Origin of the sequence: Methylocystis silviterrae (assembly GCF_013350005.1) — a bacterium.
Lineage (GTDB): Bacteria > Pseudomonadota > Alphaproteobacteria > Rhizobiales > Beijerinckiaceae > Methylocystis > Methylocystis silviterrae.
In genome coordinates this window covers 146083-167003 of the sequence record NZ_JABVWW010000001.1, presented here as the reverse complement: position 1 = coordinate 167003, position 20921 = coordinate 146083, and the positions used below count along the sequence as shown (strand labels likewise).

At 63.5% G+C, this 20921-nt stretch carries 21 protein-coding genes and 1 tRNA gene; 10 read left to right on the top strand and 12 right to left on the bottom strand.

The window, feature by feature from the left end; genetic code table 11:
- Nucleotides 1-60 precede the first annotated feature (60 nt).
- Both HUN39_RS00795 and clpB read left to right on the top strand, forming a co-directional pair.
- A complete protein-coding gene (locus tag HUN39_RS00795) occupies nucleotides 61-486 on the top strand; it encodes a hypothetical protein (RefSeq protein ID WP_175092620.1) in 426 nt (141 codons plus the stop codon).
- A gap of 185 nt (nucleotides 487-671) precedes the next feature.
- Nucleotides 672-3296, top strand: a complete 2625-nt coding sequence (gene clpB, locus HUN39_RS00790; RefSeq protein WP_175092619.1) for an ATP-dependent chaperone ClpB — start codon at nucleotides 672-674, stop codon at nucleotides 3294-3296.
- Between the two features lie 187 nt (nucleotides 3297-3483).
- Here clpB and HUN39_RS00785 read toward each other — a convergent pair whose 3' ends face one another.
- From HUN39_RS00785 to hisB, 8 genes are all read right to left on the bottom strand, one after another.
- Nucleotides 3484-5133 carry a Na+/H+ antiporter gene (locus HUN39_RS00785; protein ID WP_175092618.1) on the bottom strand — a complete coding sequence of 550 codons (1650 nt, stop codon included), beginning with the start codon at nucleotides 5131-5133 and terminating at the stop codon, nucleotides 3484-3486.
- A gap of 63 nt (nucleotides 5134-5196) precedes the next feature.
- Entirely contained in the window at nucleotides 5197-6159 is a 963-nt protein-coding gene (gene coaA, locus HUN39_RS00780; protein ID WP_175092617.1) for a type I pantothenate kinase, read from the bottom strand.
- The gene (locus HUN39_RS00775) at nucleotides 6156-6479 is read right to left on the bottom strand and encodes a phosphoribosyl-ATP diphosphatase (RefSeq protein ID WP_175092616.1); all 324 of its coding nucleotides are present in this window, start codon (nucleotides 6477-6479) and stop codon (nucleotides 6156-6158) included. Before HUN39_RS00775 ends, coaA begins: the two co-directional genes overlap by 4 nt.
- A 223-nt stretch (nucleotides 6480-6702) precedes the next feature.
- Entirely contained in the window at nucleotides 6703-7482 is a 780-nt protein-coding gene (hisF, locus tag HUN39_RS00770; protein ID WP_175092615.1) for an imidazole glycerol phosphate synthase subunit HisF, read from the bottom strand.
- Nucleotides 7482-8228 (bottom strand): 1-(5-phosphoribosyl)-5-[(5-phosphoribosylamino)methylideneamino]imidazole-4-carboxamide isomerase, encoded by a 747-nt coding sequence (gene hisA / locus HUN39_RS00765; RefSeq protein ID WP_175092614.1) that lies wholly within the window; start codon nucleotides 8226-8228, stop codon nucleotides 7482-7484. The genes hisF and hisA overlap by 1 nt, the downstream gene beginning before the upstream one ends.
- Complete coding sequence (gene hisH / locus HUN39_RS00760) at nucleotides 8225-8875, bottom strand: imidazole glycerol phosphate synthase subunit HisH (RefSeq protein WP_175092613.1); 651 nt, start codon at nucleotides 8873-8875, stop codon at nucleotides 8225-8227. The genes hisA and hisH overlap by 4 nt, the downstream gene beginning before the upstream one ends.
- The gene (locus tag HUN39_RS00755) at nucleotides 8872-9270 is read right to left on the bottom strand and encodes a DUF2628 domain-containing protein (RefSeq protein WP_175092612.1); all 399 of its coding nucleotides are present in this window, start codon (nucleotides 9268-9270) and stop codon (nucleotides 8872-8874) included. The genes hisH and HUN39_RS00755 overlap by 4 nt, the downstream gene beginning before the upstream one ends.
- Nucleotides 9271-9302: 32 nt before the next feature.
- Complete coding sequence (gene hisB / locus HUN39_RS00750; protein WP_175092611.1) at nucleotides 9303-9899, bottom strand: imidazoleglycerol-phosphate dehydratase HisB; 597 nt, start codon at nucleotides 9897-9899, stop codon at nucleotides 9303-9305.
- A gap of 371 nt (nucleotides 9900-10270) precedes the next feature.
- On the opposite strand from hisB, the gene HUN39_RS00745 reads away from it, so the two are divergent.
- The 4 genes from HUN39_RS00745 (at nucleotide 10271) to trpS (ending at nucleotide 14152) form a co-directional block, all read left to right on the top strand.
- On the top strand, nucleotides 10271-10957 hold the full coding sequence (locus HUN39_RS00745; RefSeq protein WP_175092610.1) for a hypothetical protein: 687 nt from the start codon (nucleotides 10271-10273) through the stop codon (nucleotides 10955-10957).
- Between the two features lie 122 nt (nucleotides 10958-11079).
- Nucleotides 11080-11643: an ATP-dependent protease subunit HslV gene (gene hslV / locus HUN39_RS00740; RefSeq protein WP_175092609.1), complete on the top strand. Its 564-nt coding sequence runs from the start codon at nucleotides 11080-11082 to the stop codon at nucleotides 11641-11643.
- A gap of 96 nt (nucleotides 11644-11739) precedes the next feature.
- The gene (gene hslU / locus HUN39_RS00735) at nucleotides 11740-13044 is read left to right on the top strand and encodes an ATP-dependent protease ATPase subunit HslU (protein WP_175092608.1); all 1305 of its coding nucleotides are present in this window, start codon (nucleotides 11740-11742) and stop codon (nucleotides 13042-13044) included.
- A 73-nt stretch (nucleotides 13045-13117) separates the two neighbouring features.
- Nucleotides 13118-14152: a tryptophan--tRNA ligase gene (trpS, locus tag HUN39_RS00730; RefSeq protein WP_175092607.1), complete on the top strand. Its 1035-nt coding sequence runs from the start codon at nucleotides 13118-13120 to the stop codon at nucleotides 14150-14152.
- A 161-nt stretch (nucleotides 14153-14313) separates the two neighbouring features.
- Here the strand turns inward: trpS and HUN39_RS00725 are convergent, their stop codons facing one another.
- Genes HUN39_RS00725 through HUN39_RS00710 form a run of 4 tightly spaced genes read right to left on the bottom strand, consistent with a single transcriptional unit; the run spans nucleotide 14314 to nucleotide 18681 of the window.
- A complete protein-coding gene (locus HUN39_RS00725) occupies nucleotides 14314-14640 on the bottom strand; it encodes a nucleotidyltransferase family protein (protein WP_175092606.1) in 327 nt (108 codons plus the stop codon).
- Nucleotides 14641-14662: 22 nt separating this feature from the next.
- Nucleotides 14663-15961, bottom strand: coding sequence for a glycolate oxidase subunit GlcF (gene glcF / locus HUN39_RS00720; RefSeq protein ID WP_175092605.1), 1299 nt, complete (start codon nucleotides 15959-15961; stop codon nucleotides 14663-14665).
- 6 nt (nucleotides 15962-15967) lie between these two features.
- On the bottom strand, nucleotides 15968-17185 hold the full coding sequence (glcE, locus tag HUN39_RS00715) for a glycolate oxidase subunit GlcE (protein ID WP_175092604.1): 1218 nt from the start codon (nucleotides 17183-17185) through the stop codon (nucleotides 15968-15970).
- A 2-nt stretch (nucleotides 17186-17187) separates the two neighbouring features.
- Nucleotides 17188-18681, bottom strand: a complete 1494-nt coding sequence (locus HUN39_RS00710; RefSeq protein ID WP_175092603.1) for an FAD-linked oxidase C-terminal domain-containing protein — start codon at nucleotides 18679-18681, stop codon at nucleotides 17188-17190.
- 261 nt (nucleotides 18682-18942) lie between these two features.
- On the opposite strand from HUN39_RS00710, the gene HUN39_RS00705 reads away from it, so the two are divergent.
- From HUN39_RS00705 to HUN39_RS00690, 4 genes are all read left to right on the top strand, one after another.
- On the top strand, nucleotides 18943-19317 hold the full coding sequence (locus tag HUN39_RS00705) for a response regulator (protein WP_175092602.1): 375 nt from the start codon (nucleotides 18943-18945) through the stop codon (nucleotides 19315-19317).
- A 272-nt stretch (nucleotides 19318-19589) separates the two neighbouring features.
- Nucleotides 19590-19665 (top strand) — tRNA-Ala (locus tag HUN39_RS00700).
- Nucleotides 19666-20019: 354 nt separating this feature from the next.
- Entirely contained in the window at nucleotides 20020-20379 is a 360-nt protein-coding gene (locus HUN39_RS00695; protein WP_175092601.1) for a hypothetical protein, read from the top strand.
- 162 nt (nucleotides 20380-20541) lie between these two features.
- Nucleotides 20542-20841 carry a molybdopterin cofactor-binding domain-containing protein gene (locus HUN39_RS00690; RefSeq protein ID WP_408631382.1) on the top strand — a complete coding sequence of 100 codons (300 nt, stop codon included), beginning with the start codon at nucleotides 20542-20544 and terminating at the stop codon, nucleotides 20839-20841.
- Nucleotides 20842-20921: the final 80 nt, after the last annotated feature.

Genomic DNA, 20921 nt, shown 5'->3' with positions numbered 1-20921 from the left:
TGCCTACACCCGCCCGACCGTCAGGAAAATAGACTCGGCCGTTCGCAAGGAGAGCCAGCCATGCCGGACAAGACGCTCACGGTCCTCGTTCTAGCCGCAGTGGCGTTTTCCGCCGCGCATGATCTCGACCACCTGTCACGCGACGATTTCTCGCAACCAGGGGCATGGTCGATCGCCGCCGCCTTTCTTTCGGTGAAATACGCGCTCACAGGCGCCGCGCTGTATTTCTATTTCCGCGGCAAGATCGGCGCAGCGTTCTGGGCGGTCATCGGCGTTCTCGGCGCCGTGGCGCTCTGGTTCGCGCATTTGAGCCCTGCCGCCGAGCAGCGGCCGTCCAACATCTATGCGATGTATGGCAGTCCCATCGCCGGTCTCATCGCCTCGGGCTCGGTCTATGCGATGATGCTGTCGCTTGTGGCGCTCTCGCTCTATGGCGGATGGCGCGCGCTCTGGCCGGCTGCGCGCTTACATCGCCAAAGCGATTAGCCGAGGTATTCCGATGCGCCCGGCGCGGTCGAGTCCGCGCTTTCGCGCCGCACCCCCTTTAACACCGTGCAGCCCTTCCCATATCGACCACGAGGGCAGCCGCAAGGGGCCTTGAACGAGAAAATTTTGGACGCGAGGCGCGCCGCTTAAAACAAAGGGCCGCCTCATGGTCAGAGGGGCTATAAATGAACTTTGAGAAATACACCGAACGCGCGCGCGGATTCGTGCAGTCGGCGCAGTCGATGGCGACGCGCGAAGGCCACCAGCAGTTTACGCCCGAGCACATCCTGAAAGTCCTGCTCGATGACGATCAGGGCCTGTCCGCCGGGCTGATCGACCGCGCCGGCGGCCGCTCGCGCGAGGCGCTGGCGAAAACCGAGGCCGCGCTCGCCAAACTGCCCAAAGTGATGGGGGCCGGCGCCGGCCAGCTCTATCTTGCGCCCGCGACCGCGCGCCTCTTCGACAACGCCGAGAAGATCGCCCAGAAGGCGGGCGATTCTTACGTCACCGTCGAGCGGCTGCTCCTGGCGCTGGCGATGGAGAAGGACTCCGAGGCCGCGAAAATTCTTGCCGCCGCCGGCGTGACGCCGCAGACGCTGAACGCCGCGATCGAAGATTTGCGCAAGGGCCGCACGGCGGATTCGGCTTCCGCCGAAAATGCCTACGACGCGCTCAAGAAATACGCCCGCGACCTCACCGAGGCGGCGCGCGAAGGCAAGCTCGATCCGGTGATCGGCCGCGACGAGGAGATCCGCCGCGCTATTCAGGTGCTATCGCGCCGCACCAAGAACAATCCGGTGCTGATTGGCGAACCCGGCGTCGGCAAGACCGCGATCGTCGAGGGTCTCGCTTTGCGCATCGTCAATGGCGACGTGCCGGAATCGCTTGAGGATAAGAAGCTGCTCGCGCTCGATATGGGCGCGCTGATCGCCGGCGCGAAATATCGCGGCGAATTCGAGGAGCGGCTGAAGGCGGTGCTGAACGAAGTCACCGCCGCCGAAGGCAATGTCATCCTGTTCATCGACGAAATGCACACGCTCGTTGGCGCCGGCAAGTCGGATGGGGCGATGGACGCCTCCAATCTGCTGAAACCCGCGCTCGCCCGCGGCGAATTGCATTGCGTCGGCGCGACGACGCTCGACGAATACCGCAAACATGTCGAGAAGGACGCGGCGCTCGCCCGGCGCTTCCAGCCGGTCTTCGTCGACGAGCCGACCGTCGAGGATACGATCTCGATCCTGCGCGGCCTGAAGGAGAAATACGAACTCCATCACGGCGTGCGCATCACCGATAGCGCGATCGTCGCCGCGGCGACTTTGTCGAACCGCTACATCTCCGACCGCTTCCTGCCGGACAAGGCGATCGACCTCATCGACGAGGCGTCCTCGCGCCTGCGCATGCAGATCGACTCGAAGCCCGAGGAGCTCGACGAACTCGACCGGCGCATCATCCAGCTGAAGATCGAACAGGAAGCGCTCAAGAAAGAAACGGACGCGGCGTCAAAGGATCGCCTGGCGAAGCTCGAAGGCGAGCTTGCCGACCTCGAAGAGAAATCAGGGGCGCTCACCGCGCGCTGGCGAGCCGAGAAGGACAAGCTCGGCGCGGCGCAGAAGCTCAAGGAGCAGCTTGAAGCGGCGCGCAACGAGCTGGCGCAGGCGCAGCGGCGCGGCGAATATCAGCGCGCCGGCGAACTCACCTATGGCGTGATCCCCGACCTCGAAAGGAAACTGGGCGAGACGGAAGGCGAATCCGACACGCTCGTCGACGAGGAGGTCACCGCCAATGACGTGGCGCAGGTCGTCTCGCGCTGGACCGGCGTGCCTGTCGACAAAATGCTCGAGGGCGAACGCGAGAAGTTACTGCACATGGAGGACGAGCTCGCAAAGCGGGTCGTCGGGCAGCATGACGCGGTTGTCGCCGTGTCGACCGCGGTGCGCCGCGCGCGCGCCGGACTGCAGGACCCGAACCGCCCGATCGGCAGCTTCATCTTCCTTGGCCCCACCGGCGTCGGCAAGACGGAGCTGACGAAGGCGCTCGCGGCGTTTCTCTTCGACGACGAGACGGCGATGGTGCGGCTCGACATGTCCGAATACATGGAAAAGCATTCGGTCGCGCGGCTCATCGGCGCGCCCCCCGGCTATGTCGGCTATGAGGAAGGCGGCGCTTTGACCGAAGCCGTCCGCCGCAGGCCGTATCAGGTCGTGCTTTTCGACGAGATCGAAAAGGCGCACCCGGACGTCTTCAACGTGCTTCTGCAGGTGCTCGACGACGGCCGCCTGACCGACGGCCAAGGCCGCACGGTCGATTTCAAGAACACGCTGATCATCATGACGTCGAATCTCGGCTCGGAATTCCTCGTCATGCAGAAGGAGGGCGAGGATTCCTCCGCCGTGCACAGCGAAGTCATGCAGGTCGTGCGGGCGCATTTCAGGCCGGAGTTCCTGAACCGAGTCGACGAGATCATCCTGTTCAACCGCCTGCGGCGCGAGGATATGGGCGCGATCGTCGACATCCAGGTCAAGCGGCTGCAGAAGCTCCTCGAAGATCGCAAGATCACACTGCATCTTGACGCCAAGGCGCGCGACTGGCTGGCGGCGAAGGGCTACGACCCGACCTATGGCGCGCGGCCCTTGAAGCGCGTCATGCAGAAGGAGTTGCAGGACACGCTTGCCGAGCGGCTGCTTGCCGGCGAGATCATCGACAGCGCGAGCGTCGAAGTTTCGGCCGACGCCTCGGGCCTCGTCATCGACGGCAAGTCGGCGCATCGTCATGCCGCGCCGCCGCTGCTGCGCACGGTGGGGAACGCCTAACCCTTCCCCAACCCTCCCCCGCTTCGCAAACCGGGTGCTCCCGGTTTGCGCATCGACGCTGAAGTCGGCAACAGCCGACTTCGGACGGGAGAGGGAGGAGAGCGCGCCCTCTTTTGTCCTGATCGCCAACGCCGGTCGTTAGCGTCCCCTCTCCCGCGAAGCGGGGGAGGGACAGGGAGGGGGCTCTTCACATTTCCCGAGCGCCGCGTTCTTGACGCGGCGCGTCGCCCTGCCCCAGCCGCTCTTTCCGGCGGTTCAGCACATCCGCTTCGCGCAGATCGAGTTCGCGTTCGATGCGGCGGCGCGCTTCGTCGGTGAGTTTTCCCTCGCGCAGCATGCCGTTGATCGCGTCGCGCTCCGCGGCGATCAGCTCCAATTCAATCTCATCATGCAGCTCGGTCAGCGCGCGGCGCTCTTCCTCGATGTCGCACTTCATGCGGATGCGCGACAGGAAATAATCCTGTTGCGCTTGAAACGACAGCGTCGCTTCTTCCGGCACGTCCTGCTCGGCGACTAACGCCGCCAATCTGGCGGTGGAAGCCTCTACGGCGGAGCGGCGCGCCTGAATTTCCTCGGCGCGGTCGAGCAGACGCTCCTCCATCCCGGCTTTGGAGACCCCGAGCTTGCGAATAACCCAGGGCAACATCGCGCCCTGGAAGACGAGCGTGACCATCACGACGCAGAAGGCGAGGAAGAAAATGGAGTCGCGATAGGGAAAGGGCTCGCCGCGCGCCGTCGTGATCGGGATCGCCAGCGCGGTGGCGAGCGAGACGATCCCGCGCACGCCGGTGAAGGAAATGATGAAGAGCCCTTGCCACGGCGGCGCCGGCTGGCGCCGCGCGCGCGGGATGAGCCATCGCGGCAGATAGGCGTGCGGAAAAATCCAGATGAAGCGCGCCACGATCACGACGAGCGAAACGAGCGCCGCCGACGCCGCCAGATCGTAAAGCGAGTGGTTCTGGATGCGTGCGAAAAGCGCCTGCGCCTGCAGGCCGGTGAAGAGAAAGACGAGGCCTTCGATCAGATAGATGAAGAAGTCCCAGAAGAACACGCCCTGCAGACGCGTCGCGGCGCTGATCAGCCGGGGGCCGTTCCAGCTGATATAGAGGCCCGTCGCCACGGTCGCGATGACGCCCGAGCCGCCAAGATGTTCTGGCGGCCAATAGGCGAGGAACGGCGTGATCAGCGACAGCGTGATTTCGATGCGCGGATCGCGCATGAAGCGGCGCAGCCGCAACATCGTCCAGCCGACGCCGACGCCCCATACAATCTCCGAAACGATGATGATCGTGAAGGTTTCGCCCGCCTGCGCCAGCGAAAAAGAGCCGACGCTGACCGCCGCCACCGCGAAACGATAGAGAACCAGGGCCGTCGCGTCATTGGCGAGACCTTCTCCCTCCAGAATGACGCGGATGCGCCGGGGCAGCCGCATGCGGCGCGCGATGGCGAGCGGCGCGAGGACGTCAGGCGGCGAGACGATCGCGCCGAGGACGAAGCCGACCGCCCAGGGCCAGCCGAGCAACCAGTTCGTCGCCGCCGAAACGGCGATGGTCGTGAAGACGACGCAGCCGATCGCAAGCACAAGGATCGGCTGCAGATTGAACTGGAATTCCCGCCAGCTCATGGCGATCGCCGAAATGTAGATCACCGGCGGCAGGACGAGGAGCAAGATGAATTCGGGCTCGAGCACCAGCGGCGGCACACCCGGCGCCATCGCGATCGCCACGCCCGCCGCGACGAGCAGAATGGGCGAAGCGAGGCCGAGGCGCGAGGCGACGAAGGCGACGGCCGCCACCACCGCGAGAAGAAAGACGAGGATTTGCAAACCCGCCAGCATGCGCTCACCTCTTTGCCGCGCCCCAGCGGCAGAGCGAACTCCGCAATGCCGATGAACCCAAGCTTACAACTTCCGAAGCGCCACTTCCTCGATCCTGTGATCGGCGTCCTTGGTGAGGATCAAACTCGCGCGCGGGCGCGTGGGCGCGATGTTCTGGCGCAGATTCTCGAGGTTGATGCGCGTCCATATGTCTTTTGCGACGCGCGTCGTCTCCTCTGCGTCGAGATCGGCATAGACGCGGAAGTAGGATTCCGGATCGCGGAACGCCGTCTGCTGAAGCCGGCGAAAGCGCTCCACATACCATCGCTCCAGCACGTCTTCAGGCGCGTCGAGATAGACCGAGAAATCGAAGAAGTCGGAGACGAAGGGAATTTCGCGGCCGTCGCGCATGCGCGGCGCAAGCAGAACGTTGACGCCTTCGACGATGAGAATGTCGGGCCGGTCGACGCAGCTCGCTTCGCCCTCGACGACGTCATAGGTCATATGCGAATAGACCGGCGCGCAGACGTTGCGCCGTCCCGCCTTCACATCGGAGAGGAATCGCAGCAGCGATTTGTTGTCGTAGCTTTCCGGAAAGCCCTTCTTGTCCATCAACCTTTCGGCTTCAAGGATTCTGTTGGGCAAAAGAAATCCGTCGGTGGTGATGAGCTCCACTTTCGGCGTGTTCGGCCAGCGCGACAACAGCGCGCGCAGCACGCGCGCCGTCGTGGATTTGCCCACGGCGACGGAGCCCGCGACGCCGATAATGTAAGGAACCTTGCCGTCCTCGGCGCCGAGAAAGCGTTGCGTCGCCTTGAAGAGGCCTTGCGTCGCCGCAACGTAAAGAGCCAGCAGGCGCGACAGCGGCAGATAGATCTCGATGACTTCTTCGAGCGAGATCGGATCGTTGAGCGATTTTAGCCGGACGAGATCATCGAGCGTCAGCGTCAGCGGCGTATCGGCGCGCAGCGACGCCCATTCGGCGCGCGTAAAATGCCGGTAGGGGGAAAGAGCCTCGTTGTTGGGGACGAGCTCCGCCACCGTCATTCCTTTGCTCCGCGCGCGGCTTTCTCGGCCAGCCCGGATTGTTTCGTGCGCCGCTCCAGTTCGCGCAACACGTCGTCGAGCGAAATGTCCCGCGCTTCGAGCATGACCAGAAGATGATAGAACGTGTCCGCGGCTTCATTGACGAGCGCGCTTCGGTCGCCCTCCATCGCCGCAATGACGGTTTCGACCGCCTCTTCGCCGAATTTCTTGGCGATGCGCGGCATTCCCGCGTCGAGCAAGGTCTTCGTATAGGAGGTCGAGGCGTCGTCCTCGCGGCGTGATTTGATGAGCGCCGCGAGATCGTCGAGCGTGAAACTCATGACAGCCCCCCTCCCCAACCCTCCCCCGCTTCGCGGGAGAGGGAGCAGGCTCGGCGCTCGATATTGAACCCGCAAGCGCCGATCGCTTGCGCCGTGTCATTCCCGGCAGGCCGAAGGCCTGACCGGGAATCCAGAGCCAATTCAAGAATGCTGGTCTTGCTCTGGATTCCCGATCGCGCGCGTTGCGCGCGTCGGGAATGACATCCGAGCCGTTCAACAGCCATCATCCCATCGCCTCCAAGCCGTCGAGGCGCATCGGCAGCCCCGCCGCCGCCATATGCAGCTTCGCCTGCGGGATCGAATATTCGCCGAAATGGAAGATCGAAGCGGCGAGCACGGCGCTCGCATGGCCTTCCTTGACGCCGGCGACGAGATGGTCGAGCGTCCCAACGCCGCCCGAGGCGATGACCGGCACCTGCACCGCGTCGGCGACGGCCCGCGTCAGCGCGATGTCGAAGCCGCTCTTCGTGCCGTCGCGATCCATGGAGGTCAGCAGGATTTCGCCTGCGCCGAGTTCGCTGACGTCGCGCGCATATTGCACTGCGTCGATCCCCGTTGCGCGGCGCCCGCCATGGGTGAAGATTTCCCAACGTTCCTCGGCTGCGCGCTTGGCGTCAATGGCCACGACGATGCATTGCGCGCCAAATTTTTCCGACGCTTCGCGAACGAAGCCGGGATTGGCCACGGCGGCGGAATTGATCGAGACTTTGTCGGCGCCGGCGAGCAGCAGATTACGGATGTCGTCCAGCGTGCGCACGCCGCCGCCCACAGTCAGCGGCATGAAGCAGGCTTCCGCCGTGCGCTGCACGACGTCGAGCAGAATGCCGCGGTCTTCATGGCTTGCGGTGATGTCGAGAAAGCAGAGCTCGTCGGCGCCGGCGGCGTCATAGGCGATGGCGCATTCGACCGGATCGCCGGCGTCGCGCAGATCGACGAAATTGACGCCCTTGACGACGCGTCCTCCTTTCACGTCCAGGCAGGGAATGACGCGCGCTTTCAGCATCACGCGTTCTCGGTCGCCGCACGCGCGCGGATCATCGCCAACGCCTGCGCCGGATCGAGCCGCCCGTCGTAGAGCGCCCGTCCGGTGATGGCGCCGGCAAGCTTGCGGCAATCGGGCTGCAGCAGCCGCTCCACGTCGGCGAGCGACGCGAGGCCGCCCGAGGCGATGACGGGAATCGTCAAGGCGTCGGCGAGCGCCAGGGTCGCCTCGATATTGAGGCCGGTCAAAACGCCGTCGCGCGAGATGTCGGTGTAGATGATGGCGCTCACCCCCGCGTCTTCGAAGCTCTTGCCGAGATCGAGCGCCGACATGCGTGTCGCGCGCGACCAGCCGTCGACGGCGACAAAACCGTTCTTGGCGTCGACCCCTACGGCAACGCGGCCCGGGTGAAGGCGCGCCGCCTCACGCACGAAAGACGGGTCCTTGACAGCCGCCGTGCCGATGATGACGCGCGCAACGCCTTTTTCCAACCAGCGCGACAGCGTGCGCATGTCGCGAATGCCGCCGCCGAGCTGCACGGGAATCGTCAGCGCGGCGAGAATGGATTCGACCGCCTGGGCGTTGCGCGGCGCGCCGGCGAAAGCGCCGTCGAGATCGACGACATGCAGATATTCGAACCCGACCCGCTGGAAGGCGCGCGCCTGCTCCGCAGGGTCGTCATTGAACACGGTCGCGCGGTCCATATCGCCCTGGGCGAGGCGCACGCATTGCCCTTCCTTCAAATCGATTGCGGGAAACAGAATCACGGACGCCACCTCAGGAAATTGCCGATCAACGCTAGGCCCAGCCTCTGGCTTTTTTCGGGATGGAACTGCACGCCGACGAGATTGTCGCGCGCCACAGCCGCGGTGAGCGGCGCGCCATAGTCGGTTGTCGCGAGAACATGTTCTGACGACGCCGGCGTCAGCTGGAACGAGTGCACGAAATAGGCGTGCAATCCACGCTCTCCCGTCGGCACGCCGGCAAAGAGCGGATGTTCCCGGCTCAGCGTCAGCGTATTCCAACCCATATGCGGGATTTTCAGCGAAGGATCCGCAGGCTCGATCGCCGCGACGTCTCCCGGAATCCAGCCGAGGCCCGGCGTTTCGCCATGTTCAAGGCCGCGCGCGCCCATGAGCTGCATCCCGACGCAAATCCCTAAGAACGGCCGGCCACGGTCGATAACCGCCTCCTGCAGGGCGGCGTAAAGACCCTCGATCGCCATCAGGCCGCGGCGACAATCGGCGAAAGCGCCGACGCCCGGCAGAACGACGCGCTCGGCGGCGCGCACGACGTCAGGATCGCTGGTGACGCGAATGTCGTCTTGCGCCTGTGACTCGCGGGCGGCGCGCTCAAAGGCTTTCAAGGCGGAATGCAGATTGCCCGACCCATAGTCGATGATCGCGGTCGTCAAGGAGCGGGCTCCCCAGAAGGGCGATGGCGGTGGAAATAGGTCGCCTCCGCCTCGTCGAGGTCATCGCCAATGACGAGATCCTGCTCGACATAGCCGCGACGCGCCAAATTCCAGCCGACAAGCCGTTCCCCCTCGAAACCGAGCCAAACAGCGAGCCCGAGCGTCAGCCAGGACATCGCGTCGCGCGATACCCGCAGCTGCCAGGCGATGAGCGCCAAGGCGACGAGAAGAAGCGTCCACAGCCCCGCGACGAGCCAAGCTCTGCGCCAGGCCAGCCAGAACGGACCAAAAATAAAGGCCGGCCAGGAAAACCCGTCGCGCAGGAAGACGATCTTTTCCGGCGCGGGAAGCTGGCCCGACGCCATTCGCGGAAAATGAACAGTGAATATCGCCATCGGCCTTCCCCTCTCGGCGTCACTCGCCTCTCTCAGGCGGTGAGCGTTCCCTTGGTGGAAGGCGCTTCCCCCTGCGTGCGGCGCGGATCGATCGCCACCGCCTTGCCGAAGGCGCGCGCGAAGCCCTTGAAGGCGCTTTCGGCGATATGGTGGCTGTTGACGCCGCGCAGGCATTCGATGTGCAGCCCGACCTGGGCGTGAACCGCAAAGGCCTGGAAAAATTCGCGCATCAGCTCGGTATCGAAGCCGCCGATCCGCTGCGCCGGAAATGCGACCTCGTAAACAAGAAAGGGCCGCCCCGAAACGTCCACGACGACACGGGTCAGGGCCTCGTCGAGCGGCACATGCGCGTCGCCGTAGCGGGAAATGCCCTTGCGGTCTCCAAGCGCGCGATCCACCGCCTGGCCGATGGCGATGCCGACGTCCTCGACCGTGTGATGACCGTCGATGTGCAGATCGCCCTCAGCGCGCACGGCAAGATCCAGCGGCGCATGACGAGCGATCTGGTCGAGCATATGATCGAAAAATCCCACGCCGGTCGATATATCCGAGCGGCCGTCACCGTCGAGGTCGACGGTGACCGTGATTTTGGTTTCCTTGGTGTTGCGCTCGATCGTCGCGCTGCGCATTTCCAGCCTTTTCTTGGGCCCTACCGGCGTTTCCGGCGACTCCGGCCGCAAGCGGCCAGCTTGTAGCAACTCCGCCCTGGATTCGCCACCCGAACCGCTCGGGCGTCAAAGAGAAGCGAGATGCGCGCCAACGAACGCCGCTTGTCGGCAGATCGGACACAAAACAAAGAATGGTCCGTCTGTTCGCGTCGATTCCCTGGTTAAGCGCGACCACGGCAATATCTCCGACGCCGGCAGGCGCTTGTAGCTTCGCGACAACGCATCAAGAAGACGCTAAATGCCTCAGCGGCGGCGACTTTGGCCGGTGGCGGCCGGCACCGCAGCGAAGTCGTGGCGAGAATCGCCGCGCGGGCGCCAGGAGACTTGAAAACATGCGACTTAGGCTCGGTTTGGCGCTCCTCGCGGCGCCTTTGATGTCCATTCCGGCCGCCGGCGAGCCTTGGCGGGACGGCTTCGTGTCGCGCGTTGAAGCGCTGGCGCTCATGGAAACGCTCAATGCCTCCCTGCTCGCAAGCCGCAGCGCGACGGCGACGCTCGAGAAATGGTGCGCCGATCACAAGATGTCCGCGGAGCCCAAGATCGTCGCTCGCCGCGTTGCTGGGATCGAGCAGCAGCCGAGCGCGGAGACCCGCCGGCGGCTCGACGTCAGCGACGAGGAGCCGGTGAAATATCGGCGCGTGCAGCTCGCCTGCGGCGATCACGTGCTCTCGGAGGCTGACAATTGGTATGTGCCTGGGCGCCTTTCCGATGAAATGAACCGCGCGCTGGAGATGACGGAAACGCCCTTCGGCAAGGCCATCGCGCCGCTGCAGCCGTTCCGTCGCACCATCGACATGAAGATGCGCTGGTCGCCCTTGCCCGAAGGCTGGGAGCTTTCGGCCGTCCCGACGGCCTCGCCTGAAAAGGCCAGCGGCGCGCTCTCCATTCCGCACGACCTCTTCGAGCACACCGCCGTGGTCTATGCGCGCGATCAACGTCCTCTCTCCGAGGTGCATGAGACCTATACGCGCGAGGTCCTGGATTTTCCTGCGCCGCTCGCCGGCGCGCCGCGCGAGTGAGTCTGGCGTTTTAAATCCGAGCCCGACTAGCGAAGAGCGCGGCTGCCCTGCCGCCGCTCCGCCCTTGCTCAAATCGCCGCCAAACCTTACATCGGCTGGACATCTCAGGCTGGATACGGCGAATGGATAGCGAACAACACCGCTTTGCGGCCATGCATGCGACGACAATCATCCTCGTCAAGAAAGCCGGAGAAACGGTGATCGCCGGCGACGGCCAGGTCAGCCTCGGCCAGACGATCATGAAGGGCAACGCCAAGAAAGTGCGCCGTCTGGGCAAGGGCGACGTGATCGCTGGTTTCGCCGGCGCGACCGCCGACGCCTTCACGCTCTTCGAACGGCTTGAATCGAAGCTGGAGCAATATCCCGGACAATTGATGCGCGCTTGCGTCGAACTCGCCAAGGACTGGCGTATGGACCGCTATCTGCGGCGCCTCGAGGCGATGATGCTCGTCGCCGACAAGAGCGTCGGCCTCGTGCTCACCGGCTCCGGCGACGTGCTTGAGCCGGAAGGCACGGGCGAAGGCGCGGTGGCCGCCATTGGTTCGGGCGGAAACTACGCGCTCGCCGCCGGGCGCGCCCTGCTCGATTCATCCCTCGACGCCGAAGCCATCGCCCGCCGCGCAATGGTGATCGCCTCCGAGATTTGCGTCTATACCAACCAGAATGTGGTGGTGGAGAAGATCTAAGGCGGTCGGCAATCGTTGGTCGGCAATGACGAATATCCCACAGCCGATTGTCTACTGCTTACTGCCCTGCCTACTGCCGTTCCGAAGGAACTCACCATGGCCGACTTCTCGCCGCGCGAGATCGTTTCCGAACTTGATCGCTATATCGTTGGGCAAAGCGACGCCAAGCGCGCCGTGGCGATCGCGCTGCGCAACCGCTGGCGGCGGCTGCAGCTCGAAGGCCAGATGCGCGAAGAGGTGCTGCCCAAGAACATCCTGATGATCGGACCGACAGGCTGCGGCAAGACCGAGATCGCCCGCCGTCTCGCGCGTCTCGCCAATGCGCCCTTCATCAAAGTCGAAGCGACGAAATTCACCGAGGTCGGCTATGTCGGCCGCGACGTCGAACAGATTGTGCGCGATCTGATCGAGGTCGCCATCGTGATGGTCAAGGAGCGCCGCCGCAAGGACGTGCAGGCGCGCGCGCAGCAAGCGGCCGAAGAGCGCACGCTCGATGCGCTGGTGGGGCCCGCCGCGTCACCTGGCACGCGTGAAACGTTTCGGCGCCGCCTGCGCGCGGGCGAACTCGACGACAAGGAAATCGAAGTCGAGCTGACGCAGTCGGGCTCCTCGATGCCGATGTTCGAACTGCCGAACATGCCCGGCGCGAGCGTCTCCGCCTTCTCGCTCGGCGATATTTTCGGCAAGGCGATGCAGCGCGGCAAGCCGCGCAAACTCTCGGTCAAAGAGGCGCAGGGACCTCTGATCGCCGAAGAGAGCGACAAGCTGATCGATCAGGAAGCGAGCGTCCGCGAGGCGATCCACGAGGTCGAGAACAACGGCATCGTCTTCATCGACGAGATGGACAAGATCTGCGCGCGCGAAGGCCGCGGCGGCGCCGACGTCTCGCGCGAAGGCGTGCAGCGTGATCTTCTGCCGCTCATCGAAGGCACGACGGTCGCGACGAAACATGGAACGGTGAAGACCGACCATGTGCTGTTCATCGCCTCCGGCGCCTTCCATGTGGCGAAGCCCTCAGACCTGCTGCCGGAACTTCAGGGGCGCCTGCCAATTCGTGTCGAACTCGCCTCGCTCAATGAAGACGATTTCCGCCGCATTCTGACCGAAACCGAGGCCTGTCTGACGAAGCAATATTCCGCGCTGCTGGGCACGGAGGGCCTGACGCTCGAATTTGCGCCGTCCGCCGTCGACGCGATCGCCAAGGTTGCCGTTCAGGTGAACACCTCAGTCGAGAATATTGGCGCGCGGCGCCTGCAGACGGTCATGGAGCGCGTGCTCGACGACATCAGTTTCTCGGCGTCCGACCGCGCGGGCGACCGTATCGTGATCGACGGCGCCTATGTCGAGGAGCATATCGGCGATCTGGCGAAGAACCGCGATTTGAGCCGGTTTATTTTGTAAAATGCACGGCACTTGCGCCTGCGCGCGCTTCTCGCCATAAGACCGGCCAAACCCAAAACCCTTGGCCAATCACATGTCCACATTTCCTCAGCGCGTCTTCTCGGGCGTGCAGTCCACCGGCAATCTGCATCTCGGCAACTATCTCGGCGCGATCGTCAAATTCGTCGAGCTGCAGAAGAACTTCGACTGCATGTATTGCGTCGTCGACCTGCATGCGATCACGGTGCCGCAGGACCCGATCGCGCTGAAGGCGAATACGCGCGAGATCGCCGCCGCCTTCATCGCCTGCGGCATCGACCCCAAGGAGAACATCGTCTTCAATCAGAGCCAGGTGCCGGAGCACGCCGAACTCGCCTGGGTTCTGAATTGCGTCGCGCGCATCGGCTGGCTCAACCGCATGACGCAGTTCAAGGACAAGGCCGGCAAGGATCGCGAGAACGCCTCCATGGGCCTGCTCGACTATCCGGTGCTGATGGCCGCGGACATTTTGATCTATCGCGCGACGCATGTGCCGGTCGGCGACGACCAGAAGCAGCATCTCGAACTCGCGCGCGATATCGCGCAGAAGTTCAACAACGACTTCTCGGAATCGATCGCGCGCAACGGCTTTGGGGAGGCCTTCTTTCCCCTGCCCGAGCCGCTGATCTCCGGCCCCGCGACGCGGGTGATGAGCCTGCGCGACGGCACGAAGAAAATGTCGAAGTCGGACGCTTCGGATTATTCGCGCATCAATTTGTCGGATGACGCCGATCAGATCGCGCAGAAGGTGAAGAAGGCGAAGACCGACCCCGACGCGCTGCCTTCCGAGGAAAAGGGCCTCGAAGGGCGCCCCGAGGCCTATAATCTCGTCGGCATCTTCGCGGCGCTTTCGGGCCGCAGCAAGGCCGAAGTGCTCGGCGAATTCGGCGGCGCCAATTTCTCGACCTTCAAGAGCGCGCTTGTCGATCTCGCCGTCGCCAAGCTCGCGCCGATCACCGACAAAATGCGCCGCATTCGTGAGGATGAGAGCTATGTCGACGGCGTGCTGCGCGACGGGGCGGAACGCGCCCGCGCCATCGCCCGTGAGAATATGAATGCGGTGAAGGATATCGTGGGGTTTTTGCGTTAGTCCCGAGTTACACGGATCCGCTAGGTCGGTTCACATGACGTGTCATTCCCGGCGGACCGAAGGTCCGACCGGGAATCCAGAATCAATCCATGAGTTTTGACCTGGCTCTGGATTCCCGATCGCTCGCTTCGCGCGCGTCGGGAATGACACAGGCAATCCCGTCAGTAGTGCTCGTTTTGCAAACAGCCGCCGTCAGCTTCGAGCCAGAGCAATTCCTTTTCGACGAACGGTTTTAAATACGGACTGAGGCCCCGCGAGGTGACGAGGTCGACCTTTCGACCGATCAGCTCTTCCAACTCCTCGGCGAGCGCAAGGAAATCGGAGAAGCTGCGGTCTCGCGCCAGATCGATCAAAATATCCACATCGCTCGAGGGCGTTTCCGACCTTCGAGCGACCGATCCGAAAAGCCGGACATTCGAGGCGCCGTGCCGACTCGCGGCATTCAGAACTTCCGCGCGTTTGGCAAGCAAGGTATCCAGCAGTGGCATCGCGATCTTCCTCTGCCACGAATCATATCAGGTTTTCTTTAGCGCTGTAGGGGTTTGGCCCTCCGCTCGCCCAGTCGAGCAATTCCACTGTGTGGACGACTGGGACGGGCGTACCCGACCTGATCTGCACGATGCAGCCGATGTTGCCCGCAGCGACAATGTCCGGCGCGACGCTCTCGATATTTGCGACCTTTCGCGACCGCAACGCACCGGCCAGCTTCGGCTGCAGCACATTATAGGTTCCCGCCGAGCCGCAGCAGATGTGACCCTCGGGAACGGAGACGACATTAAAGCCAGCGGCGGTCAACAGCGCGACCGGCTCTTGCGATATTTTCTGCCCATGCTGCAGAGAGCAGGCGGAGTGGTAGGCCACTCGAAGTTTCGGCGCGTCGACCGACGGCGCAAAGCCAATCTCAGTCATCAGCTCCGTCACGTCTCTGGTCATCGCCGAGATGCACGCAGCCCTGTCCGCGAGAGTCGGATCGTTGCGGAACATATGGCCATAGTCCTTCACGCTCGTGCCGCAGCCCGAAGCGTTGATGACCACATGATCCAGTCCGCCTGAGTCGATTTCGCGCGTCCAGGCGTCGATGTTCGCGCGCGCATAGCGTAGCGAGTCGTCCATCTTTCCCAGATGATGCGGCAGCGCCCCACAGCAGCCGGCGCCCTTCGCGACGACGACCTCGACGCCGTGGCGCGTGAGCAGCCGTATCGTCGCCGCATTGATCGACGTGTCGATGACCGTCTGAACGCAGCCATTGAGTAGAGCAACGCGCATCTTGCGCGCGCCTTGCGCGGCGAAGACCTGCGGCGCATCGACGCTGGAAACAGGCGGAAGGCTGGACGGCGCCAGCGCGAACGGCGCAGCGAGTCGGCGCGGCAGGAAGCGCGCCAAGGGGCGGATCGCCGCTGCGACGCGAAACAGCGGTCGCGCGAGAGAAGGACGAGGCAAGACGAAAGCGAGCGCCGCGCGCATGGCGCGCTCCATGAAGGGTCGTGCATATGTTTTTTCGATATGCGCCCGGGCGTGATCGACGAGATGCATGAAATGCACGCCCGAAGGACATGTCGTCATGCAGGAGAGGCATGACAGACAACGATCGATATGAAGCGCCGTGCGCGCGTCAGCCGGCCGTTCCTTCTCGAACATCTCCTTGATGAGATAGATGCGGCCCCGCGGCCCGTCGAGCTCGTCGCCGGTGAGAAGATAGGTCGGACATGTCGCCGAGCAGAATCCGCAGTGCACGCACGCGCGCAGAATCTTCTCCGTTTCCGCCATTTCGGGATCGGCGAGCGCCTGCAGCGAGAAGAACGTCTGCATCGTCTCTTAAAACTCCGCGCGCATGCGGCCGCGCTCCAAAATATGCGCTGGATCGAAGCTGTTCTTGACGCGGCGCGTCAGCGCCGTGAGCGCCGCCGGTTGCGGATGGAAGACGTCGACCGTCGCGCGAACCTCTTCGCTCGCACGGATCAGCGTCGCATGGCCGCCGCTGGCGTCCACCGCGCTGCGCACGACGGCGGCATACGCGTCAGGCGCGGTCTCGAGGCACAGCCAGATCAGTCCGCCGGCCCAGTCGTAGAAATGCGCAAGCATCGGCGCGCCCGCGCGGCGGATGCGCTCGACAACCGCGAAACCTTCGCTCGGCGCGACGGACATACGCCAGACTTGGCCGACCTTGGCGGCGACGGGCGCAGCGTCGCGCAAACCCCGCCACAGTGTCTTCGAGTCGTATTCGTCGAGCGTCTCAAATCGGAGCCCGCCGCGCGCCAGTCGCCCGACGAGATCATCGCGGCGCGCCGTTACGGAAATCGCCGGACCTTCCAGCCGTATGGCGGCCGCATTGGCGTTCAGCGCCAAGGGCGCGGCGCCGGCCGGCAGCATTGCGAGCGCTGAAGGCTCACAGGGCGTCGCGGTGGCGCGGCGCAGCAGCGCGAGGCTCTCCGCCTCATGGGCGCCGATCGCCAACAGCGTGCATTCTGTCTGCGGCTTTGGAAGCACCTTGAGCGTCAGCTCGGTGAGGAGCGCCAGCGTGCCGTAGGAGCCGCAGACAAGCTTGGAGAGATCGTAGCCGGTGACGTTCTTCATGACGCGGCCGCCGGATTTCACCTGCTCGCCGCGACCGGTGACGCAGCGGAACCCGAGCAGATGATCGCGCGCCGCGCCCGCCTTGATCCGCCGCGGCCCGGCGGCGTTCACCGCGATGGCGCCGCCGATCGTGGCGCCGCCCGCTTCTGCGCGAAAGAGCAGTCCATAGTCCATTGGCTCGAAGGCGAGCTGTTGCCCGTGCTGGTCCAGCAGCGCTTCGATCTCGCTCAGAGGAACGCCGGCGCGCGCCGAGAGCACGAGTTCATTGGGCTCATAGAGCGTCACGCCTGTCAGCGCCACTGTGGAGAGCGCCTGCGCTTGCGGCGCGTAGCGGCCGAGCCCCGACTTGGAGCCGCCGCCGACGATCGCGCAGCAGTCGCCTTTCGCTTTCGCCGCGCAAATGGCGTCGACCGCGTCCGCTTCGTCGCGGATTTCGAGCGTCGCGCAAGCGGATTGCATCGCTAAAATCTCGGCAGGTGGGGAAAAGGCATTTTACCGCCCGAGACACGCATCATCCCGAGTTCAGCGCAACGATGCAGCGTCGGAAACACCTTGCCCGGATTGAGCCGGCCCTCCGGGTCAAAAGCGCATTTCAGCCGCATCTGCTGGGCGAGATCCACCTCGGTGAACATCTCGCCCATGAGGTCACGCTTCTCGACGCCAACGCCATGTTCGCCAGTGAGAACGCCGCCAAGCGAGACGCACAGGCGCAAGATGTCGAAACCGAGCTTTTCCGCGCGTTCGACGTCGCCCTCTTTTGACGCGTCATAGAGAATGAGCGGGTGGAGATTGCCGTCGCCGGCGTGAAAGACATTGGCGACGCTCAGCCCCTGCTCTTTGGCGAGCCGATCCATGCCGGCGAGCGCTTCCGGCAGCCGCGCCCGCGGGATGGTGCCGTCCATGCAAAGATAGTCGGGCGCGATGCAGCTCACCGCCGGAAAGGCGTTCTTGCGTCCTGCCCAGAACTGCAGGCGCTCGGCCTCGCTTGTGGAAGCCCGTATCGTGGTTGCGCCTTCCTCGCGCGCGATATCCTGCACGACGCCAACGAGATGATCGACCTCGGCCTGTGTCCCATCGAGCTCGACGATGACGAGCGCTTGCGCGTCAAGCGGATAGCCGCAGGGCTGAAAGCGCTCGACCGCATGAATCGTCGCCTTGTCCATCATTTCGAGGCCAGCGGGGATGACGCCGCGCGCGATGATCGCGCTGACACAGCGCGCCCCCGCCGCCACGCTCGCAAAGCCGAGCAGCAGCCCCCGCGCAACAGGCGGCCTTTGCAGCAGCCGCACGGTCACCTCCGTGACGACGCCGAGCAATCCCTCGGAGCCGGTCATCAGGCCGATGAGGTCATATCCCTCGCTGTCGAGATGCTTGCCGCCGAGCCTGATCAGGTCGCCCCCCATCAGCACGACGTCGAGCCCGAGGATGTTGTTGGTCGTCAGGCCATATTTCAGGCAGTGAACGCCGCCGGCGTTCTCGGCGACATTGCCGCCGATCGAACAGGCGATCTGCGACGACGGATCCGGCGCATAATAGAAGCCCTGCGCTTCAACGGCCTTGGAGATCGCGAGATTTTGAACGCCAGGCTGGACGCGCGCGCAGCGGTTCTCATAGTCGATTTCGAGAATTCGATTGAACTTGGACATGCCGAGAAGAATGCCGTCCTCGAGCGGCATCGAACCGCCAGACAGCGACGTGCCGGCGCCGCGGGGCACGACCTTGACGTTCATTTCGGCGGCGAGCGCCATGATCGCGCGCACCTGTTCAACGCTCTCCGGCAGCGTGACGACGAGCGGGAGCGCCCGATACATGGTGAACGCGTCGCATTCATAAGCGCGACGCGCGACCTCGTCGACGATCAGGCTTTCGCGAGGCAGTATGGCCCCGAGTCGCGCAATGAGTTCATTGCGCCGCGACATTATCGCCGGCTCGGGCTTCGGCATGAGAAGCGTCATGGACTCAGAAGCGTCATGGACTCGCGCCTCCAACGCGAGCGAGAGCGCTGCTGAACCTGCAGCTATTCGCCTAAGCGGAGCTTGAACCCTGCTCCGGGCTGCGCCCTATGGTCCGAACCGTTTAGAGGAGCCTCGAAGCGCCCGCAAGCATGGCCCGATCGCAAAACCATTAGAAATGCGCGGATTTCTGGCGCTTTTCATTAATCCGCCTATGCTAGGTGGAATCGATCGATCGCACGACGAAACACGGGCCGAAGGGAAATGACCAAGACCATCCTCATCGTCGAGGATAACGAGCTCAATATGAAGCTCTTTAATGATCTCTTGGAAGCCAACGGCCATGCGACGCTGCAAACAAAGAGCGGCTTCGAGGCGATATCCCTCGCGCGCAGCCATCAGCCGGATCTGATCCTGATGGATATCCAGCTGCCAGAGATCAGCGGCCTGGAGGTCACCCGCATGCTCAAGGAGGACGATGATCTGCGCGCCATTCCCGTCATCGCGATCACCGCCTTTGCGATGAAGGGCGACGAGGAAAAAATCCTGCAGGGCGGCTGCGAAGCCTATTTGTCGAAACCGATTTCCGTGGCGAAATTCCTCGAAACCGTGAATTCCTTTCTCGCAGAGAAGCGCTGAGATCTCTGTCTTCACATGAGCGCGCATTCGCGTCACTGACGATCTGCCCTCGAACGACCGCGCATCCTGCAGCCGATGACGGCTCCCTGGCGACCGTCTGTGGTCTGGAGGCCGGCGCAGACGCTTCATCGCCAGACCCGTCGATAGTCCGGCCACGGCGGATCGGCGGCCCCTCCCCTTTGAGCGGGCTTGCAGGCGACGCGCGGCTGAACTATACAGCGCGCGACGACGTCAAGCCGTCCGGCCTCCCCCAAGAGGCGTCCGAATAGAACGGGGCCATAGCTCAGTTGGGAGAGCGCTTCAATGGCATTGAAGAGGTCGTCGGTTCGATTCCGTCTGGCTCCACCACTATCCTAGTTCGCTGTTTTAACGTGGCTTTTTCGAAGAACCAACGAAATGGTTCTCGACAATCCGGGACTTGGCCCTAGCCGAATCGCAAGAACGCCTCGCAGCCTCTCAACCTGGCGGCCGATCTCGGCGTGGGAAAATTGTTTTCGCGTCCAAACAGGTGATCCCGCGACGAAACCCCGGCGCGAGAGACCCGTTCAAAGACGCGCACCAAATGGACGAACTGAATCCGAAATGCGTTCTCAAAGATTGGGTTGGCGCCGATCTCGCGACAACGGCGCCGCCTGCCAGCGACATCGGTTGACGCCCATCGGCGCGCGCAGGGCGACACTTCCAAAGAAAAGGACATGCGAAATGAAATCACGACTATCCGTTGCGACGATCATATCTTTGTTCTGCTCGGGTTGGGCCTTCGCTGAAGATGCGCCGGTGACATATCAATGCGAGGTCTCGGCTCAACAGAGCGACTCAAGCCAGTCCGCGCCATTTTCCATCGAGATAAGAGGCGCCGCGGTGAAGCTGAGCAACGTCAGCGCCCTCGACGGCAATTTTTCCCTCATTCGAAAGAATGACGCCTTTTACGTCTTTAAAAATAAGAAGAATCAGGGAGGCAACATCAACCGTTCCACCGGCGCAGTGGAATTATATGCCGTGAACGCCGCCTCCCATGAGATGACGGTCTCGATCAACGGCGCGTGTGTCGAACAGAAATAGACCCAGGATTTCGGGGCCTCGAACACTCCTCCAAGATATCGACGCGATCGAGCGCCGGACGGCGTCGCAAGAACCCGTTCGGCATCGTGCTCCTCACCACGGCCTCCTCGCGCCAAGTCACGCGCGACGTGAGCCTGGAAGCATATTCTCAATCACAACCCGATGGAAACTTTTGCGAGCACGGCGGTTTGGGAGAACGACGCCCGCCTCACGGTCTACGATAAAACGCAGGGCGCGCCCAATTGCGACGAATATTTGTGTAGCGTGTTCGGCCTGGCCAAGGACAAAGTGCGGGTCTTGTCTCCCTATGTCGGCGGCGCCTTCGGAGTCGGTCTTAGGCCAAATTATCAGCTATTCATGGCGGCGCTCGCCGCCATTGGCCTCAAGCGATCTGTCAGGGTCACGCTGCGCGCCAGTAGATGTTCACGCTTGGCTATCGTCCGCAAACACTCCAGACGCTAACACTGGGAGCCGAGAACGATGGACGATTGGTGGCCATGGAGCATGATGCGATCGCCAATACGTCCGCTTTGAACCGGCGT

Excerpts from the sequence above, each read along its gene's own strand:
- hslU (WP_175092608.1), top strand. The coding sequence starts at position 11,740 with ATGGCCGACTTCTCGCCGCGCGAGATCGTTTCCGAACTTGATCGCTAT.
- coaA (WP_175092617.1), bottom strand. The coding sequence starts at position 6,159 with ATGACGGTGGCGGAGCTCGTCCCCAACAACGAGGCTCTTTCCCCCTAC.
- hisF (WP_175092615.1), bottom strand. The coding sequence starts at position 7,482 with ATGCTGAAAGCGCGCGTCATTCCCTGCCTGGACGTGAAAGGAGGACGC.
- HUN39_RS00745 (WP_175092610.1), top strand. The coding sequence starts at position 10,271 with ATGCGACTTAGGCTCGGTTTGGCGCTCCTCGCGGCGCCTTTGATGTCC.
- HUN39_RS00725 (WP_175092606.1), bottom strand. The coding sequence starts at position 14,640 with ATGCCACTGCTGGATACCTTGCTTGCCAAACGCGCGGAAGTTCTGAAT.
- clpB (WP_175092619.1), top strand. The coding sequence starts at position 672 with ATGAACTTTGAGAAATACACCGAACGCGCGCGCGGATTCGTGCAGTCG.
- trpS (WP_175092607.1), top strand. The coding sequence starts at position 13,118 with ATGTCCACATTTCCTCAGCGCGTCTTCTCGGGCGTGCAGTCCACCGGC.
- HUN39_RS00695 (WP_175092601.1), top strand. The coding sequence starts at position 20,020 with ATGAAATCACGACTATCCGTTGCGACGATCATATCTTTGTTCTGCTCG.
- HUN39_RS00710 (WP_175092603.1), bottom strand. The coding sequence starts at position 18,681 with ATGACGCTTCTCATGCCGAAGCCCGAGCCGGCGATAATGTCGCGGCGC.
- glcE (WP_175092604.1), bottom strand. The coding sequence starts at position 17,185 with ATGCAATCCGCTTGCGCGACGCTCGAAATCCGCGACGAAGCGGACGCG.
- HUN39_RS00690 (WP_408631382.1), top strand. The coding sequence starts at position 20,542 with ATGGAAACTTTTGCGAGCACGGCGGTTTGGGAGAACGACGCCCGCCTC.
- HUN39_RS00705 (WP_175092602.1), top strand. The coding sequence starts at position 18,943 with ATGACCAAGACCATCCTCATCGTCGAGGATAACGAGCTCAATATGAAG.
- glcF (WP_175092605.1), bottom strand. The coding sequence starts at position 15,961 with ATGCAGACGTTCTTCTCGCTGCAGGCGCTCGCCGATCCCGAAATGGCG.
- HUN39_RS00785 (WP_175092618.1), bottom strand. The coding sequence starts at position 5,133 with ATGCTGGCGGGTTTGCAAATCCTCGTCTTTCTTCTCGCGGTGGTGGCG.
- hslV (WP_175092609.1), top strand. The coding sequence starts at position 11,080 with ATGGATAGCGAACAACACCGCTTTGCGGCCATGCATGCGACGACAATC.
- HUN39_RS00755 (WP_175092612.1), bottom strand. The coding sequence starts at position 9,270 with ATGGCGATATTCACTGTTCATTTTCCGCGAATGGCGTCGGGCCAGCTT.
- hisB (WP_175092611.1), bottom strand. The coding sequence starts at position 9,899 with ATGCGCAGCGCGACGATCGAGCGCAACACCAAGGAAACCAAAATCACG.
- HUN39_RS00795 (WP_175092620.1), top strand. The coding sequence starts at position 61 with ATGCCGGACAAGACGCTCACGGTCCTCGTTCTAGCCGCAGTGGCGTTT.
- HUN39_RS00775 (WP_175092616.1), bottom strand. The coding sequence starts at position 6,479 with ATGAGTTTCACGCTCGACGATCTCGCGGCGCTCATCAAATCACGCCGC.